General features: G+C 68.6%; 12 protein-coding genes and 1 rRNA gene. 9 read left to right on the forward strand and 4 right to left on the reverse strand.

What is annotated here, in order from left to right; translation table 11 throughout:
• The first annotated feature begins 24 nt into the window (after window positions 1–24).
• Both lysX and DMH01_RS29220 read left to right on the forward strand, forming a co-directional pair.
• Entirely contained in the window at window positions 25–3342 is a 3318-nt protein-coding gene (gene lysX / locus DMH01_RS29215; protein WP_125680371.1) for a bifunctional lysylphosphatidylglycerol synthetase/lysine--tRNA ligase LysX, read from the forward strand.
• Window positions 3343–3485: 143 nt separating this feature from the next.
• The gene (locus DMH01_RS29220; protein ID WP_125680372.1) at window positions 3486–4073 is read left to right on the forward strand and encodes a DinB family protein; all 588 of its coding nucleotides are present in this window, start codon (window positions 3486–3488) and stop codon (window positions 4071–4073) included.
• A 13-nt stretch (window positions 4074–4086) separates the two neighbouring features.
• On the opposite strand, the gene DMH01_RS29225 is transcribed toward DMH01_RS29220, so the two are convergent.
• Window positions 4087–4623 (reverse strand): methylated-DNA--[protein]-cysteine S-methyltransferase, encoded by a 537-nt coding sequence (locus DMH01_RS29225; RefSeq protein WP_125680373.1) that lies wholly within the window; start codon window positions 4621–4623, stop codon window positions 4087–4089.
• Between the two features lie 90 nt (window positions 4624–4713).
• Between DMH01_RS29225 and DMH01_RS29230 the strand changes: the two genes are divergently transcribed.
• Window positions 4714–5340, forward strand: coding sequence for a VOC family protein (locus DMH01_RS29230; RefSeq protein WP_125680374.1), 627 nt, complete (start codon window positions 4714–4716; stop codon window positions 5338–5340).
• Here DMH01_RS29230 and DMH01_RS29235 read toward each other — a convergent pair.
• Together DMH01_RS29235 and secA2 are read right to left on the reverse strand one after the other, a co-directional pair.
• Window positions 5311–7068, reverse strand: coding sequence for an NAD+ synthase (locus DMH01_RS29235; protein ID WP_034313049.1), 1758 nt, complete (start codon window positions 7066–7068; stop codon window positions 5311–5313). The genes DMH01_RS29230 and DMH01_RS29235 overlap by 30 nt on opposite strands.
• Before the next feature lie 149 nt (window positions 7069–7217).
• A complete protein-coding gene (secA2, locus tag DMH01_RS29240) occupies window positions 7218–9545 on the reverse strand; it encodes an accessory Sec system translocase SecA2 (protein WP_125680375.1) in 2328 nt (775 codons plus the stop codon).
• A gap of 150 nt (window positions 9546–9695) precedes the next feature.
• On the opposite strand from secA2, the gene DMH01_RS29245 reads away from it, so the two are divergent.
• Together DMH01_RS29245 and DMH01_RS29250 are read left to right on the forward strand one after the other, a co-directional pair.
• A complete protein-coding gene (locus DMH01_RS29245; RefSeq protein WP_199745679.1) occupies window positions 9696–11267 on the forward strand; it encodes an alpha/beta hydrolase in 1572 nt (523 codons plus the stop codon).
• Between the two features lie 52 nt (window positions 11268–11319).
• The gene (locus tag DMH01_RS29250; protein WP_125680376.1) at window positions 11320–12870 is read left to right on the forward strand and encodes an alpha/beta hydrolase; all 1551 of its coding nucleotides are present in this window, start codon (window positions 11320–11322) and stop codon (window positions 12868–12870) included.
• Between the two features lie 21 nt (window positions 12871–12891).
• Here DMH01_RS29250 and DMH01_RS29255 read toward each other — a convergent pair whose 3' ends face one another.
• A complete protein-coding gene (locus DMH01_RS29255; RefSeq protein WP_125680377.1) occupies window positions 12892–13560 on the reverse strand; it encodes an LppX_LprAFG lipoprotein in 669 nt (222 codons plus the stop codon).
• 88 nt (window positions 13561–13648) lie between these two features.
• On the opposite strand from DMH01_RS29255, the gene DMH01_RS29260 reads away from it, so the two are divergent.
• The 4 genes from DMH01_RS29260 to DMH01_RS29275 form a co-directional block, all read left to right on the forward strand.
• Window positions 13649–14914 carry an MFS transporter gene (locus tag DMH01_RS29260; RefSeq protein ID WP_125680378.1) on the forward strand — a complete coding sequence of 422 codons (1266 nt, stop codon included), beginning with the start codon at window positions 13649–13651 and terminating at the stop codon, window positions 14912–14914.
• A gap of 68 nt (window positions 14915–14982) precedes the next feature.
• Complete coding sequence (gene glnA, locus DMH01_RS29265; protein WP_007035311.1) at window positions 14983–16326, forward strand: type I glutamate--ammonia ligase; 1344 nt, start codon at window positions 14983–14985, stop codon at window positions 16324–16326.
• A gap of 14 nt (window positions 16327–16340) precedes the next feature.
• Entirely contained in the window at window positions 16341–17903 is a 1563-nt protein-coding gene (locus DMH01_RS29270) for an amidase (RefSeq protein ID WP_125680379.1), read from the forward strand.
• Between the two features lie 395 nt (window positions 17904–18298).
• Window positions 18299–18404 (forward strand): 16S ribosomal RNA (locus DMH01_RS29275); the annotation flags it as partial.

The following is an 18404-nucleotide window of genomic DNA, read 5'->3' on the forward strand; positions in this document are numbered from 1 at the left end:
CTGTGTGTACCGCGAAGGGCCAGAATGGGAAACCCAGTGAGCCGAGTCTCGCCGTGGAAGGCGAGGGCCGGCGGAATCGTCGCCACCCTCGTGCAGCTCGCGGCCGTGTTCTCGGTGATCCTCCTCCTCGCCGGCGGCGTGAAGGGGCCGGTGCTCAGGACGGGTGACATCGCCTTCTCGGCACTGAGCATCCCGACCAACGCGAGCCTCGTGATCGTTCTGCTGCTCGTCGTCCTCGGCGCCGCGCTCCGCCGCCGCAAACGCGCCGCCCTCTACACCCTGCTGTTGTTCCAGGTCGGCGGGCTGGCGGTGACGCTGGCCTTCCAGGCCGCGCTGCTGTGGTGGCCGGAGCTGCTGAAACTCGGCCCGTGGCAGGTCCGGCACATTCCGCACCAGGTATGGGTGCTGGCCATCGCCGACCTGATCTCCCTCGGCATGATCGCGTTCCTGTGGATTCTGCGGCCGGCGTTCCCCGCTCGGCTCGCGCCCGGCGCGTGGCGCGACGGACTCACCGTCCTGTTCGGCGGTCTGGCCGCGGTCATTCTCGTCGGCTGGGGTTTGAGTGAAGCCTTTCCCGGTCGTCTCGCCGACACCTGGGCGCGTTTCGCCTGGGTCGTGAACCACACGACGGGTGAGAACATCCAGCTTCGGCGGGTCGGCATCGGTGAAGGGCCTGCCTGGCTCGACCTCGTGCTCGACCTCAGCGCGACAGCCGTCGCGACGGCGGCGTTGTACACACTCTTCCGAGGGGTGCGTAGCCGTCGCTTGAGGACGGACGAGGAAGAACTGCGCGTACGTCGCCTTCTTGCCGAACACGGCGAAGACGACTCTCTGGGTTACTTCGCCACCAGGCGCGAGAAGAGCGTCGTCTTCTCACCCAACGGCCGCGCCGCCGTGGCCTACCGCGTGCTCGCGGGCACCAGCGTCGCGAGCGCGGACCCCATCGGCGATCCCGACGCCTGGCCCGACGCCGTCCGTGCCTGGCTGAACGAAGCGCGCACCTACGGCTGGACGCCCGGCGTGCTCGGCGCGAGCGAACATGGCGCGAAGGTCTACGCCGACGCGGGCCTGCGCGCGCTGGAAATAGGTGACGAAGCCGTCCTCGACGTCCGTGACTTCAGCCTCGCCGGACCGGAACGCCGCTCGGTCCGCCAAGCGGTCAAACGGATCGAACGGGCCGGATACACCACGAAAGTCCGTCGGCACAGCGAAATCCCGGCCGGGGAAATGGCCAAGCTCCTGCTGCACGCGCAGCAGTGGCGCGGAGCGGAAACCGAGCGTGGGTTCTCGATGGCGCTCGGCAGGCTCGGTGATCCGAGTGACGGTCGCAGCGTGATGGTGGAGGCGTACGACGCGAAGGGCGAGCTTCGCGGCATGCTGTCGTTCGTGCCGTGGGGCCGTCGCGGCCTGTCCCTCGACCTGATGCGGCGCGACCGCGACGCCGAAAACGGGCTCAACGAATACATGGTCGCGGAGGTCGTCGCGGCGAGCTCACGCCTTGGCGCACAAAGGATTTCACTGAACTTCGCGATGTTCCGCGCGGTCTTCTCCGAGGGGGAGCGGATCGGCGCGGGCCCGGTGCTGCGCGCCTGGCGCGGCGTCCTCAGCATGGCGTCGCGCTTCTTCCAGCTGGAATCGCTCTACCGGTCCAACGCCAAGTACGGCCCCGACTGGGAACCGCGTTTCCTGTGCTATTCCTCGGCTCGACGGCTGCCGCGGGTCGGCATCGTCGCCGGCGCGCTCGAAGGATTCGTCCCGACAGGACGGTCGGGACGGGCACTGAAACTGGAGACCGTCACCGACGAATTCGTCGCCGAGGTCCGCCGCATCGAAGCGAACGCCGCCACTCCCGCGCCGAAACAGGTGCGGCGCCCCGACCAGGTCCGGGTGCGGATGGCGAAGCTGGATCGCTTGCGGGAAGCCGGGATCGACCCCTATCCGGTCGGTTTCGCCCGGGAGGACCTGCTCGGCGACGTCGTCTCGAAGTTCGGTGACCTGAGCCCGGACACCCATACCGGTCATCGGGTCCGGCTCGCGGGCCGGGTGCTCGCGATGCGTAATCTCGGCGGGTTGTGTTTCGCCAGGGTCAAGGACTTCAGCGGTGAGATCCAGCTGATGCTCGATGCTTCCGTGCTCGATCCCGGGGGCTGGCGGCGAGGTGTCGACCTCGGCGACCACGTCGGCGTGAGCGGGCAGGTCGTGACGTCGCGGCGCGGTGAGCTTTCCGTGCTCGTCGACGAATGGACCGTTACGGCGAAGAGCCTGCATCCGTTGCCGGACAAGCGAAAGGGCCTCACCGATCCCGAGACGCGGGTGCGGCAACGCTATCTGGACCTCGCGGTGAACCCGGATTCGACGGCGATGCTGCGGATGCGCTCGACCGTGGTGCGCGCCGTGCGGGAACGGCTGCACCAGGGCGATTACCTCGAAGTCGAGACGCCGATGCTGCAGACCGTGCACGGCGGCGCCAACGCCCGCCCGTTCATCACGCACATCAATGCCTACGACATGCGGATGTACCTGCGGATCGCCCCCGAGCTGTACCTGAAGCGGCTGTGCGTGGCCGGCGTCGAGCGCGTTTTCGAGCTGAACCGGAACTTCCGCAACGAAGGCGTCGACGCGACGCACAACCCCGAATTCACCATGCTGGAGGCGTACCAGGCGTACGCCGACTACAACACCATGCGGACGCTGACGCGGGAACTCGTGCAGTGTGCCGCGGAGGCCGCGTACGGCGCGCAGGTCGTTCGCCGTCCGGGGCCGGACGGGCAGGTCGTCGAGTACGACATCTCCGGCGATTGGCCGGTGATCCCGGTGCACGAAGCCGTCTCGGCGGCGCTCGGGGAGAAGGTCGACGCGAGTACCTCGGTCGCCGAACTCCAGCGGTTCTGCCGCGCGGCGGGAGTGCCGGTGAACGAGGAGGCCGGGCATGGCGATCTCGTGCTGAAGGCGCATGAGCACCTGGTCGAGGGCGCGACCGTGCTGCCGACGTTCTACACCGACTACCCGACCGACGTCTCGCCACTGACCCGGCAACATCGCGTGGACCCGCGGCTGGCCGAGCGCTGGGACCTGATCGCCTTCGGCTCCGAGGTCGGCACGGCCTACACGGAGCTGACCGACCCGCTCGAACAGCGGCGGCGGCTGGAGGCCCAGTCGCTGCGCGCGGCGAGCGGCGACGTCGAGGCGATGGAACTGGACGAGGACTTCCTGCTCGCGCTCGAACACGGCATGCCGCCGACCGGCGGGCTCGGTATCGGCGTCGACCGGCTGCTGATGATGCTGACCGGGGCGTCGATCCGGCAGACGGTGCTGTTCCCGTTCGTCCGCCCGCAGGGCTAGCGGGGGAGCAAGGGACCTTTGCTATCACTTCTCTCAACGTCGAGAGAAGTGATAGCAAAGGTCCCTTGCTCTCTTCCGGGCCGAATCGCCGCAAAAAGCCGCTGCCGGATGCCATGATCCCCTTCCCAACGGAAGGAGCCACCATGGCTGGAAACGTTCCCCCGGTCGCCGACGAGCGCGAAGGTCTCCTCGCCTACCTTGAGCAGCAGCGCCACGTCCTGCGGATCGCGGCGCACGGCCTCACCGAAGAACAGGCCAGAGCCGTCCCGACCAGAAGCTCACTGAGCGTCGGCGGCCTGATCAAGCACACCGCGAGCACGGAAGACGGCTGGATCGACATCCTTCTCCAGAAGCCCTCGAAGCCGATGGACGAAGCGATGAAGGAGTACGAAGCCGGGTACGTGATGACGCCGGAAGAGACGGTCGAAAGCGTCCTCGCGCGCTACGACGAGGTCGCTCGCCGCACTTCGGACGTCATCGCCGGCATCGCCGACCTCGGCCAGCCGGTCCCGGTGCCGAAGGGCGTGCCCTGGTATCCGCAGGACGTCGACGCCTGGTCTGTCCGCTGGGTGCTGCTCCACCTCATCGAGGAGACCGCGCGCCACGCCGGGCACGCCGACATCATCCGCGAGCACATCGACGGCGCGACGGCGATCCCGCTGATGGCCGCCGCGGAAGGCTGGCCGGAGACGCCGTGGCTCAAGCCCTGGTCACCGGCCCAAAGCGGCTAGAACCCCAAAGCGGCTAGAACAACGTCGGTTCGTCCGCCAAAGCGCCTTCGATGACCAGCATCCGGCGCTTGGTGGCGACCCCTCCGCGTGCGGAGAAGCCGCCGTCCTTGCCGCCCGCGGCGAGGACGCGGTGGCACGGCACGATGATCGGGAACGGGTTCCGGCCCATCGCCTGCCCCACGGCCTGCGCGCCGCCGGGCATGCCGAGGATGTTCGCGATGTCGCCGTAGGTCAGCGTCTTGCCCGCCGGGATGGTGCGTATGAACTCGTAGACCCGGTGGTGGAAGTCCGGTACTCCTTGGTAGTCGAGGCCGACGCCGGTGAGATCCGTGCGCTTGCCGTTCATCAACGAGACGATCCCGTCGATCGCGCGCTGGATCTCGCCGGGCGGCGTGGATTCGGTCGCTTCGGGAAGGCGCGCGGTCAGTCGCGTCCTCGTCTTCTCTTCACTGCCCTCGGGGAGCTGGACCGCGACGACCCCGCGTTCGCTCCACGCGATGCCGCAGTCGCCGATCGCGGTGCCGAACACGGAGTAGCCCGGTGCCGTCATGTGCCCAGGGTACGAGAGCGGTCCGACAGTTTCGGGTTCACAACCATGCTGCGGTGCCGCCGGAGCCGTGGCTGCGGTAGGAGTATGGGCATGAACGACCTCGTGCTTGATCACCTCGTGTACGCCGGGCCGGACCTCGAAGAGGCCGTCGCGCGCGTCGCCGAGCTGACCGGCGTCACGCCGGTACGCGGCGGAAGGCATGTCGGGTTCGGTACGGCCAATTACCTGGCCGATCTGGGCGCCGGTGCCTATCTCGAGGTGGTCGGCCCCGACCCGGACCAACCCGAGCACATCGGGCCGCGCCCGTTCGGGATCGACGAGCTGACCGCGCCCGCCCTGGTCACCTGGGCCGCACGGGTGGAAGGCATCGACGAGGCGATCGCGGGCGCGCGGGAACGGGGTTACGACCCGGGCGAAGCGTCCGAGATGTCGCGGACCACCGACGACGGCGAACTGCTGACCTGGCGTCTCACCGGCGCCGGCGGTCTCGGCGGGCTCGCGCCCTTCCTGATCGACTGGGGGAGCACCCCGCATCCGACGACGCGGGAGCTCCCGTCGATCCCGCTGCTGATGGTCACCGGCGTCCACCCCGAGCCCGCCGCGGTCGAATCCGCGGTCCGCGCGCTCGGGATGGACATGCTCGTCCGGCGCGACACGAAGCCCGGCCTGGTGGCCGTGCTGACGAACTCAGCGGGGAAGCAGGTCGCGCTGAGCTGAGCGGGTCACGACCGTGCCCTCTCGCCAGCCGTTGGTCATCGGCAGCCGCCGGTCCCGCCCGAACGCCTTGAACGTGATCTTGGTGCCCGGCGGGTACTGGCGGCGCTTGTATTCGGCCTTGTCCACCATCCGCACCACGCGGTCGATGGTCTCAGGTTCGAAGCCCGCGTCGACCAGGTCGACGTATCCGCGGTCGCCTTCGATGTAGTCGTCGAGGATGTCGTCGAGCATCAGGTAGTCGGGCAGCGAGTCGCTGTCCAGCTGACCCGGCCGCAGCTCGGCCGACGGCGGTTTGGTGATCGAGTTCTCCGGGATCGGCGGGGTTTCGCCGTTCTTCTCGGCTTCCGCGTTGCGCCACTTGGCCAGGTGCCAGACGTGCGTCTTGAACAGGTCCTTGATCGGTGCGAAGGCTCCGACGGCGTCGCCGTAGATCGTCGAGTAGCCGACGGCGAGTTCGGTCTTGTTGCCGGTGGCGAGCACGAGGTGACCGTCCTGGTTGGACAGCGCCATCAGCAGCATGCCCCGGACCCGGGCCTGGATGTTCTCCTCGGCGAGGCCGGTCAGCTGAAGCTGTTCCACGTAGACCTTGACCATGTCCGCGATCGGCTCGACGCGATAGTGCGCGCCGATCCGGCGGGCGAGGTCTTCGGCGTCGCCCTTCGAGTGCTCCGAGGAGTACTCCGAAGGCATCGAAACGCCGTAGACGTTGTCGCCGCCCAGGGCGTCGGCGGCCAGCGCCGCCACGACCGCGGAGTCGATGCCGCCCGAGAAGCCGAACGTCACCGACGAGAAGCCGTTCTTGTGCACGTAGTCGCGCAGGCCGACGACCAGCGCGTGCCACACCTCGGCTTCGTCCGACAGCGGCTCGCTGATCGCGGACTCGGTGCGCGGGGTGTACGCCGGAACCGGTTCCTCGCTGAGCACGCGGCGCTTCACCCGCAGGCCCTCGAACTCGCCTTCGGCGGTGTGCCCGCCCGACTCGAGGTCCGTGTCGACGACAAGCAGGTGCTCGACGAACTGCGGCGCGCGTGCCAGCAGCCGTCCGTCCGCGCCGACCACGATCGAGTCGCCGTCGAAGACGAGGTCGTCCTGGCCGCCGACCTGGTTCGTGTACACCAGCGGCGCCCCGGCCTCGGCCGCGCGGCGCGCGATCAGCGGCAGGCGGATGTCGTCCTTCGCGCGCTCGTACGGTGAAGCGTTGGGCGCGACCACCAGGTCCACCCCTGCCTTGCCCAGCGCGGAGATCGGGCCGCCGTCCTGCCAGACGTCCTCGCAGATCACCATGCCGACGTCGACACCGTGGAAGCGGACGACCTCGAGGTCGTGGCCCGGCTTGAACCAGCGGTGCTCGTCGAAGACGCCGTAGTTGGGCAGGTGGTGCTTGAACTGACGGGCGACCACTTCGCCGCGGTAGAGCGCGGCCGCCGCGTCGCGCGGGCCGGTCTCGTCCAGATCGAGGTACCCGATGTAGGTGAGGACCTCGCCGCATCCGGCGTCTTCGAGCCGCTTGGCGAGCGCTTCGACCATCTGCTTCGAGGCGGACGCGAAGGTCGGACGGAGGGAGAGGTCCTCGACGGGGTAGCCGGTGAGGGACATCTCCGGGAAGACGACGACGTGGGCGCCTGCTTCGGCGGCTTTGCGAGTCCACTCGACGGTGAGCTCGGCGTTGCCTTCGAGGTCCCCGACGGTGGTGTTGACCTGGGCCAGTGCGATGCGCAGTTGCGGCATGCCGACATTCTCACCCACCGGCGTCCGCAGGGACGACCGGATGTGCCGAATCGCCCACCTGGGTCCGTCCGAGGCGAAAAGAGAGCGGGGGACCTTTGCTGTCGCTCTCCAAAAGAGAGTGACAGCAAAGGTCCCCCGCTCCCCGCGCGCTACTTGCGCTTGATCATGCTCCGCACCTTCTTGATGGTCTGCTCGAAGTCGGAGTCGAACGGGTTGTCGTGCACCAGGTAAGTCCACGTCGTGTTCGCCCGCCGCACGCCCGCGTCACCGAGGTCGATCCCGTTCTCGGTGATCTCGGCTTCCTCGAGCGTCTTCGCCGCCCGCTCGGCCGCCTCCGGGATGATCTTGTGGAACTCGGGGATCGCCGCGCGGTGGAACTCGTCGATCGGCGTCTCCCGCGCCAGCGCCCGCAGGTGGATGCTCTCCCGCACGTCGGTCAGGAACGCCAGGTGGTCGGACCATAGCTGGTCGATGTGGAACAGCAGCACCTCCCGGCACAACTGCTCGACGCGGGCCTCGTCGTCGACGGCTTCCGAAAGCTCCTTGAACTTCTCCGGGTGCGCCTTCTCCAGCACCTCCGCCGCGTGCTTCGTCCGCAGCACCTTGTCCCGGTGCTCCAGCAGCTCGCCGCGCTGCCGCTCGATCAGCCGCGTGTAGCGCCACGTGTTCCGGTGGATCTCCAGGTCGACGCCCTCGGCGACGCGCTGCGCGTGGTTGATCTGCCGCAGCGCCGCCGGGTCGACGATCTCGCCGCTGCCCACGTCCGAGCTGATGCCCTCGGGGATGTCCGGCGCGTTCGACAGCACGAGCTCGTCGTTCAAGCTGGCGAAGAACACCGCACTGCCCGGGTCGCCCTGGCGTCCGGACCGGCCGCGCAGCTGGCCGTCCAGCCTGCTCGACGGGTAGCGGGCGGTGCCGATCACGTGCAGGCCGCCCAGCTCGACGACCTCTTCGCGGCCCTCGCCGTCCTTGCCGCCCAGCCGGATGTCGGTACCCCGGCCCGCCATCTGGGTCGAGACGGTGACCGCGCCCTTCTTGCCGGCGTCGGCGATGATCGCGGCTTCCTCGGCGTCGTTACGCGCATTGAGCACGACGCATTCGAGGTCGACCTTCGCCAGCTTCTCGGCCAGCTCTTCGGATTCGGCGACGTCCTGGGTGCCGACGAGGATCGGCCGCCCGGTCTCGTGCACTCGCCGGATCTCCTCCTCGATCGCGCGCAGCTTCTGCGACGGCGATCCGAAGATCCGGTCCTCCTGGTCCTCACGGATGTTCGGCGTGTTCGGCGGGATGACCGCGACCTCGAGCTTGTAGAACTCACGCAGCTGCTCGGCGACCGCGACCGCGGTACCGGTCATTCCCGCGACCTCCGGGTACCGCGCGAGCAGCGCCTGCACGGTGATCGAGTCGAGGATTTCGCCGCGGTCGGTCGCCTTGACCTGTTCTTTCGCTTCGACGGCGGCCTGGAGGCCGTCCGGCCAGCGCTGCAGTTCGGCGACGCGGCCACGCGCGGCGTTGATGAGCTGCACCTTCCCGTCGCGCACGAGGTAGTCGACGTCGCGGGTGAGCAGCGCGTGCGCGTGCAGCGCCACGTTCACCGCGGGCAGCCGGTCCGAACCCGTCTCGTCGTAGAGGTTGATGTCGTCGCCGAGCGCCTTCTCGACCACCGAAGCGCCCGCCTTGGTCAGCCAGGCGTTGCGGCCGTCGGCGTCGGTCTCGTAGTGCAGCCCGAGCCGCAGCCGACGGACGATGTTCGCGACCTCTTCGTCGGCGTCGGTGTGGTCGATCGACCCCGCCATCACCAGCGGCACGCGGGCCTCGTCGACCAGCACGGAGTCCGCCTCGTCGACGATCGCGACCTCGGGCTCGCGCTGGACCAGGTCCTCCTCGCGGGTCACCAGCCGGTCGCGCAGCACGTCGAAGCCGATCTCGCTGACGGCGCCGTACGTGACCTCCTTCGCGTACGCCTCGCGGCGCTCCTCGCGGGAGTGCGCGGGCTCGACCCAGCCGACGGAGACGCCGAGCAGGTCGTAGATCGGGCCCATCCACTCCGCGTCGCGGCGGGCGAGGTAGTCGTTCACCGTGACGACGTGGACGTGCTTCCCGCGCAGGGCGTACCCGGCGCCGGCCAGCGCACCCGCCAGCGTCTTGCCCTCACCGGTCTCCATCTGCACGATATGCCCGCTGAGCAGGCCCATCGTGCCCAGCAGCTGGACGTCGAAGGCACGCTCGCCGAGCGCTCGCCGCGCGGCCTCGCGACCGAGCGCGCATACCTCGATCAGCTGGTCGTTGCCGAAGGAAGCCGCGTCCCGAAGCTTGCCGGCCCGCTCTGTCAGCTCCTCGTCGGAAAGCTTTTCCAACTCGGGCTCGAGCTTCTCGATGGCCGGCAGCAGCGCTTCGTAGCGGGTCAGCTCGACGCTGCCCGGCCGCTGGATGATCCGGCGCAGCTTCTTGCCCACCCGGCTGATCAGTGCTGCCACCCCTGTGCTCCCGTCTGTTCTTTCTGCCGTCCGCACCCGTACCACCAACGCAGTGGTGGTGCGGCCGAGTTCCACGGCCGATGGCACGATCCAACCGTGTCCACTCATGTCAGCGCCAGGTCCCGTGCCCGTCGATTCGCCGCGATCACGCTGTCCGGCCTGCTCGCGGTCACCGTCGCCGCGTGCTCGTCGGGAGAGGGTAGAACCCAGCCGCCGCCTCCGGCCACCGAATCGCACGCTCCGACCGGACCAGTGCCCGCCGGACTCGATAAGTTCTACGGACAGAGCCTGACCTGGGCCGACTGTGCACCCTACGCGACATCCGATGACGCGAAAGCGGCGTTTCGGGTGAAGGACGCACAGTGTGCCCGGCTGACCGTCCCGCTCGATTACGCGAAACCCGAAGGCGACTCGATCACGCTCGGCCTGCTGCGCCGGAAGGCGCTGGAAACCGACGAAAGGATTGGCGCGCTCGTGGTCAATCCCGGCGGTCCCGGCGCCTCGGGGATGCAGGCCGCGGCCGGTCTCGCCTCCCGGACGGCGACGAACGAGCTGGGAAAACGCTTCGACATGGTCGGTTTCGACCCGCGCGGGATCGGCGCGAGCCAGCCGCAGGTCCGCTGCCTGACCGACGCCGAACGCGACGCGGACCGCGCGGACGACAGCGAGACCGACGGCTCACCCGAGGGAGTGAAAAAGCAGGAGACCGAGTCCCAGGATTTCGCCGCGAAATGCGCCGAGCGGACCGAACACGGCGCCGCGATGCTCGCGAACCTGGGCACGCGTGACGTCGTCAAGGACATGGACATCCTGCGCTCGGTCCTCGGCGAGCCGAAGCTGAGCTACCTCGGTTACTCCTACGGGACGCGGATCGGCTCCGCCTACGCCGAGGCGTTCCCGGCGAACGTCCGCGCCTTGGTGCTCGACGGGGCCGTCGACCCGGAGCAGGACGCGGTGGAGTCGCTGGTCGGGCAGGGACAGGGCTTCGGCAAGGCGTTCGGGGAGTTCTCGAACTGGTGCGCCGCGCGTGAGGACTGCGCCCTCGGGCGTGACGCCGCCGGCGTGACGAAGGCCTTCCAGGATCTGGTGCGCCCGCTGATCGACTTCCCGGTGCCGGTCAGCGACGGCCGGAAACTGTCGTACGAGGACGCGACGACTGGCGTGATACAGGCCCTCTACCAGGAAGATCTCTGGGAACCGCTGAACACCGCGCTCAACGACCTGAAGCGCCAGCGCGGCGACGGCCTGGAGAAACTGGCCGATCTGTACAACGAACGCGGCGCCGACGGCCGTTACGGGACAACGCAGGACGCGTTCGTCGCGATCCGCTGCGTCGACGACCCGCGGGTCACCGATCAGGCGAAGATCCTCGACGCGCAGAAGCGGTACGCGGAGGCGGCGCCGTTCCTCGACGACGGGAGGCCGGACGGTTCCGCGCGTGACGCCTGCGCCTTCTGGCCGGTGCCGAACACGTCCGAGCCGCACCAGCCGAACGTCGAAGGACTGCCGAAGACGCTGGTCATCTCGACGACGAACGACCCGGCGACCCCCTACCAGGCGGGCGTCAACCTCGCGAAAGCGATCAAGGGAGCTTTGCTCACGTTCGAGGGCAACCAGCACACCGTGTTCCTCCAGGGCGTGTCGTGCGTCGACCAGATCGGCATCGATTACCTGGTGAACGGCACCCTGCCGGACGAGGGCACGCGCTGCGCCGCCAAGTAACGAGTTCGGCGCGAAGGGCCATGAGCGGCCGGGACGCTGCGAAGATCGCGAGATGAGCCTTCGCCGCGTCCCGGCCGTGCTCGTCGTCGCCGTGCTGGTCGCCTCGTGCACGACGCAGCAGCCACAGCCCGCGCCGACGGCGTCTCCGACGACCACCGCTTCACCGACGCCGGACCCGAAGGCGCTCGAGAAGTTCACTCAGCAAGAGCTGGCGTGGGGCGCATGTGAGTCCTCCGCGGACAAGGCGTTCGACTGCGCGAAGCTCACCGTGCCGCTCGACTACCTGAAGCCGGACGGCGAGACGATCTCGATCGGCGTCCTCCGGCACAAGACGAAGAACACCGGCAGGCGGATCGGTTCCCTCGTGCTCAATCCGGGCGGCCCCGGTGGCTCGGGCGTCTCGGCCGCGGCGCGGATCGCGAAGTCCCGGCCCGCGGCGGCGCTGGCCGAACGCTTCGACATCGTCGGCTTCGATCCGCGCGGGGTGGGGACCAGCGAACCGAAACTCGTCTGCCTCACCGACGCCGAACGCGACGCGGACCGCGCGGAGGATTCGGAAAGCGACTCGACACCCGGCGGGATCGCGAAGCAACTCACCGACGCCAGGGCGTACGCCGCGAAGTGCGCCGAGCGCACGAAGCACGGCAAAGAGCTACTCGCCAACATCGGCACCAGGGACGTCGTCCGCGATCTCGACGTCCTGCGCTCGGCCCTCGGCGACGAGAAGCTCACCTACCTGGGCTTTTCCTACGGCACGCAGATCGGGACCGCTTACGCCGAGGCCTATCCGGACAAGGTGCGCGCGTCGCTCCTCGACGGCGCGGTCGACCCCGAACTCGACACCGCCGAGTCGCTGGTCACGCAGATGGCCGGCTTCCAGAACACGTTCGCCGAATTCGGCAAGTGGTGCGCCGCGCGCGAAGACTGCGCGCTGGGCCGTGACGCGAGCGCGGTGACGAAGGCATTCCAGGATCTGGTCCGGCCGCTGATCACCGAACCGGTGCCCGCGGGGGCCCGCAAGCTCTCGTTCGAGGACGCCATCACCGGGACCAGCGCCGCGCTGTACTCGCAGGACGCGTGGAAGTTCCTCAACGAAGGGCTCGCCGAGCTGAAACGGGGAAGCGGCAAAACCCTGGTCGCGCTCGCGGACAACTACTACGGCCGCGAGACGGACGGCCGGTACACCGGCATCCTCGACGTGTATTTCGCGGTCCGCTGCGTCGACAGCACTCGGATCGCCGACAGGCGGGTCATCGAAGGCGCCCACCAGCGGATGCTCCAGGGCGCGCCGTTCCTCGCCGGTGGCACCCCGGACATGAGCGAGCTCGACATCTGTTCGGTGTGGCCCGTGCCCGCCACCTCGGAGGTGCACAAGCCGGACATCGACGGCCTGCCGAAGCCCCTGGTCATCTCGACCACCGACGATCCTGCGACCCCGTACGCGTCCGGCGTGAACCTCGCGGAGGACCTCAAGGGAGCTTTGCTCACGTTCGAGGGAGCGCAGCACACGGTCTTCCTCGAGGGGAACGAGTGCGTCGACAAAGCCGGCATCGCCTACCTGACCGACGGCGAATTACCCGCCCCCGACACCCGCTGCTCCTAGCGGGGGAGCAAGGGACCTTTGCTACCGCCCTGCGCCGACGACCACCGCGTTATGCCTGGTCAACGCCAGTTCCAGCATCACCGCGAAATCCTCTGGACTCGACGGCGGCACCTGCAGCCACACCCGCACCAGCCGCCGCGGCTCGTCCTTCGAAATCCACAGCTTCACGACGACGTCCGACTTGATCTCCGGCACGATCCCGCCGATCACCGCGGCCGGCACCTTCGCGGCGATCCGGAACGACTCGGTGTCCTGCACCCGCTCCCACCGCTCGCCCTTCAGCTCGGTCGCCCCGGTCAGCAGTCGCCGAAGCCCGCCTTCAGGCCCGAGCATCGCTTCGGGCGTGTACGACGCCGAAGCCGGAATCACGCGCTCCCCGTGAGGCCCGCTGAGCGTGATCTCCGATCCGGACAGCCGGTACTTGACCTTCATCCGTTCGAAGTCGTCCTGCAGGTCGGCATTACCGGCCGCGCCACCCTCCAGACTGACTTCGCCGTCGAGCCCACGCACGGGCAGGCCGGTGACGACGCCGTTCACCCCGAGCGTGAACCGCACGCTGCGCAACGAGACGAGGGAGTCGGCCGCCGCGCTCACGTAATCCTGGGCAGGCGGCAGCGGGGGAGACCCCGCGCAGCCGCCGATGAGCCCGATCGTGAGCAGCAGCGCCGGCACGAGGTGACGGCAGCGCATGACCGAAGCCTATGGCTTGGCCCGAATCTTTCGCACAGTGTCCTTCCGGCCGCTTTCGCCGAGCGCCGCCGCCCGTGACGCTGTACCCGTGCAATCCGAGACCCGGCTCCACCGCGCGTGGTTCGTCGCCGCTGCCGCATTCATCGCCCTGCTCGCCGCCGCCGGTTTCCGCGCGGCTCCCGGCGTGCTCATCGACCCGCTTCACAACGAGTTCGGCTGGTCGCGCGCGACGATCGCGTCGGCAGTCTCCGTGAACCTCGTCCTCTACGGTCTCTTCTCGCCCTTCGCCGCGGCTCTCATGGAGCGCTTCGGCATGCGGCGCGTCGCCTCGACGGCGTTGTTCGTCGTCGCGATCGGCGCGGGCGGCACGGTGTTCATGGACGCGAGCTGGCAGCTCATCCTCTGCTGGGGCGTCCTGGTCGGCGTCGGCACCGGCTCGATGGCGATGAGTTTCGCCGCGACGGTCGCCGCCCGCTGGTTCGTCCGCAGCCGCGGCGTCGTCACCGGGGTCCTCACCGCGGCGGGCGCCACCGGCCAGCTGATCTTCCTGCCGATCGTGGCGAACCTCGCCGTCGACGAAGGCTGGCGGACGGCGTCGCTCGTCATCGCCATCGCCGCACTGGCCGTCGTGCCCGTCGTCCTCCTGGTGGTTCGCGATCACCCGTCCGACGTCGGAATGACCGCTTACGGCGCGAAGCCCGGCGAAGACGCCCCTGTCGCCCGCACGGGTGGTTCCGTCCGCCGCGCGCTCTCGGTGCTCGGCTCGGCGGCACGCACGAGGACGTTCTGGCTGCTCGCCGTCGGCTTCGCGATCTGCGGCGCCACGACGAACGGCCTGGTCAGCACCCACTTCGTGCCCGCGGCGCACGACCACGGCATGCCGCAGACGACCGCCGCCGGGCTGCTCGCCCTCGTCGGGATCTTCGACGTCGTCGGCACGATCGCCTCCGGCTGGCTCACCGACCGCGTCGATCCGCGGATCCTCCTCGGCGTCTATTACGCCCTTCGCGGCGTTTCGCTCGCTCTGCTCCCGCAACTGCTGAGCGGAACGGTGGAACCGAGTATGTGGGCGTTCATCATCTTCTACGGGCTCGACTGGGTGGCGACGGTTCCGCCCACGGTCGCGCTCTGTGTCCGGCAATACGGCGCCGCCGGGCCGATCGTCTTCGGCTGGGTCTTCGCGAGTCACCAGCTCGGGGCCGGTCTCGCGGCCTTCGGCGCCGGCGCGATCCGCGATTCATCGGGCAGCTACGCGCTCGCTTGGTACATCGCGGCGAGCCTCGCTGTGATCGCTTCGGTCGCTTCGCTGGCGATCACCAAGGCGGCCAAACCCGAACCGGTCCTCGTCGGATGATCCACCACTTCCGGTCGATCGGCGCGTCGCGAAACATGTCGTTAACACGTTCTCGTTAGGGTGCGGCCATGGATCGCCAGCAGGAGTTCGTGCTCCGTACCTTGGAAGAGCGCGACATCCGTTTCGTCAGGCTCTGGTTCACGGATGTGCTGGGGTTCCTCAAGTCCGTCGCGGTGGCGCCCGCCGAACTCGAGGGCGCCTTCAGCGAGGGGATCGGCTTCGACGGATCGGCCATCGAAGGATTCGCCCGGGTCTACGAGTCCGACATGGTCGCGAAGCCCGACCCGGCCACGTTCCAGGTGCTGCCGTGGGAGACCCCGGACGGCGGCCCGTACTCGGCGCGCATGTTCTGCGACATCGCGATGCCGGACGGCTCCCCGTCCTGGGCGGACCCCCGGCACGTCCTGCGCAGGCAGCTCTCGAAGGCGGGCGAAGCGGGTTTCACCTGCTACGTCCACCCCGAAATCGAGTTCTTCCTGCTCGCCAGCCTGCCGGACGACGGCAGCGAGCCCGAGCCCGCGGACAACGGCGGCTACTTCGACCAGGCCAGCCACGCCACGGCGACCCACTTCCGCCGCCACGCCATCGAGACGCTCGAGGCGATGGGGATCTCGGTCGAGTTCAGCCACCACGAGGGCGCGCCCGGTCAGCAGGAGATCGACCTCCGGTACGCCGACGCGCTGACCATGGCCGACAACGTGATGACCTTCCGCTACGTCGTCAAGGAGGTCGCGCTCACGCAGGGCGTCCGCGCGACGTTCATGCCGAAGCCGTTCACCAACCAGCCGGGCTCCGGGATGCACACCCACGTGAGCCTGTTCGAGGGTGATCGCAACGCCTTCTACGACGCGGAAGACCCGTACGAGTTGTCGGCGACGGGTAAAGCTTTCGTGGCGGGGCTGCTGCACCACGCGAAGGAGATCTCGGCGGTCACCAACCAATGGGTGAACTCCTACAAACGCCTGATCAGCGGCAGCGAGGCCCCGACGACCGTTTCGTGGGGCCGCGCCAACCGCTCCGCGCTGGTCAGGGTGCCGATGTACTCGCCGGGCAAGGCGTCGTCACGCCGCGTGGAGATCCGCACACTCGACTCCGCGTGCAACCCCTATCTGGCGTACTCGGTGATCCTGGCCGCCGGGCTCAAGGGCATCGAGAAGGGCTACGAGCTCCCGCCTCCCGCCGAGGACAACATCTGGCAGCTCTCGGACGCCGAGCGCCGCGCCGCCGGATATGCCCAGCTCCCGCAGAACCTGGGGGAGGCGCTGGCGGAGATGGAGAAATCGGAACTTCTGCCCGAAGCGCTCGGAGAGCACGTTTACGACTTCTTCCTGCGTAACAAACGTGTTGAATGGGATAACTACCGCAGCGCGGTGACCCCGTACGAGCTGCGGACCCTGCTTCCGGTTCTCTAGACGAAGGAGACCTGATGGTGCGGCGACCGGTGTTCCGAGTTCTGACGACAGTGGTCGCCGCGGCCATCGCGGTGAGTGCCGCGCCGGCGGCATCCGCCACCGGGAAGCCACTCGATCTCGACTCCGCCGACATCCCCGCGCTCCAGGCCCGAATGTCCTCCGGACGGCTGACCGCGGTCGGCCTGACCTCGGCGTATCTCGACCGCATCCACAAGGTCGACCGCAAGGTGAACGCGGTCATCGCGGTCAATCCGGCCGCGATCGCGCAAGCCGCGGAGAGCGACGTCCGGCGTCGCGCCGGCAAGACCCGCGGACCGCTGGACGGCATCCCCGTCCTGGTGAAGGACAACGTCGACACCCGCTCCATGCAGACGACGGCGGGGTCGCGCGCGCTGCGCAGCAAGCCCGCGAAGGACGCGACCCTGATCCGCCGTCTGCGTGACGCGGGCGCGGTCGTCCTCGGCAAGGCGAACCTGTCCGAATGGGCGAACTTCCGCGCCGCCAAACCCACTTCCGGGTGGTCGGGTGTCGGCGGGCAGACGAACAACCCGTACGTGCTCGACCGCAACCCGTGTGGGTCGTCCGCCGGATCCGCCGCGGGTGTCGCCGCGTCACTCGCCCAGGTGGCGATCGGCAGTGAGACCGACGGCTCGATCGTCTGCCCGGCCGGGATGACCGCGACGGTGGGGCACAAACCGAGCCTCGGCCTGGTCAGCCGCACCGGAGTGGTGCCGATCTCGGCCGAACAGGACACCGCCGGCCCGATGGCCAGGCACGTCGTCGACGTCGCGCTCACTCTTTCCGCGCTGCAGGGCCGCGACCCGAGCGACCCGGCCACCGGCGCGTACCCGCCGAATCAGCCGACCGACTACGCCGCGCACCTCCGGCCCGGCGTGCTGAAGGGCTCCCGGATCGGTCTCTGGCGCCTGCCCGTCCTCGGCCCGGATGTCGACGCCGTCATGGAGAAGACCCGGAATTCGCTGGTCAAGGCCGGTGCCGAAGTTGTCGAGGTGACGCCGCCGTACCAGGCCAGGCTGGGCGAACTGGAGTTCCCGGCGCTGCTCACCGAGTTCCACCGGGACATCGATCGCTACCTGGCCACGCGCCCGGAAGGTCCGCGAGACCTCGCCGCGCTCATCGAGTACAACCGGTCGGACCCGCTGGAGCAGACCTGCTTCGCCGGGCAGGAACTCTTCGAACAGGCGCTCGCCGCGCCCGGCCCTTCCGATCCCGGCTACCAGGCGATGCGCCGCGAGCTCACCGATCTGGCGAAACGCTCGATCGACGAAACCCTCGCGAAGCACCGCCTCGACGCGATCGCCGCGCCCACGAACCCGCCCGCCTGGAAGACCGACTGCAAGACCGGCGACAACGACGTGATCCCGTCGTCGACGCCGGCCGCGGTCTCGGGCTACCCCGCGGTGACCGTGCCCGCCGGGTTCGTCGGCGAGCTCCCGGTCGGTGTCTCGTTCATGGCGGGGCAGTGGACGGACGCCCGAGTGCTCGCCTACGCGGCCGACTTCGAGCGCCTCGCGCCCGCCCGCAAACCGCCCCGCTACCTGAAGACCGTCGGATGAGGGTGGTTCACACCGTCTGACCTGCGGCGATGTCGTTAAGTGACCCCCCTGTTTTCAGGGGGTTCCGGGGCATGTAATCTTCTCTTCGTCGCCAGGAACACCGGGCCGCCGGGGCCGAAAGCCCCGAGGCAAGGAACCAGGGCCGAGCGGGTTGACACCGCGAACCGGACCAGGTAATGTTCAGCGTCGGCCCACGAGCGGCCGCCGACCCCCTACGACTAACAGCGTAGGATTCGGCATGCTCGACCAAAAGCTTGTGAATATCGCTTTGAAACAAAGCGTGTTGCTTGAGAACTCAACAGTGTGCTAGTGAACTAAGCCAGTAGAGCTTATGTATTTGAACCTCGTTTTGGGGTTCCTTTGAGAGCATTAAATTGCCTCGATCAAATTTGACATTGTTGGAGAGTTTGATCCTGGCTCAGGACGAACGCTGGCGGCGTGCTTAACACATGCAAGTCGAACGATGAAGCCTTTCGGGGTGGATTAGTGGCGAACGGGTGA

It is taken from the genome of Amycolatopsis sp. WAC 04182 (genome assembly GCF_003947465.1).
In the GTDB taxonomy this organism is placed as follows: Bacteria; Actinomycetota; Actinomycetes; order Mycobacteriales; family Pseudonocardiaceae; genus Amycolatopsis.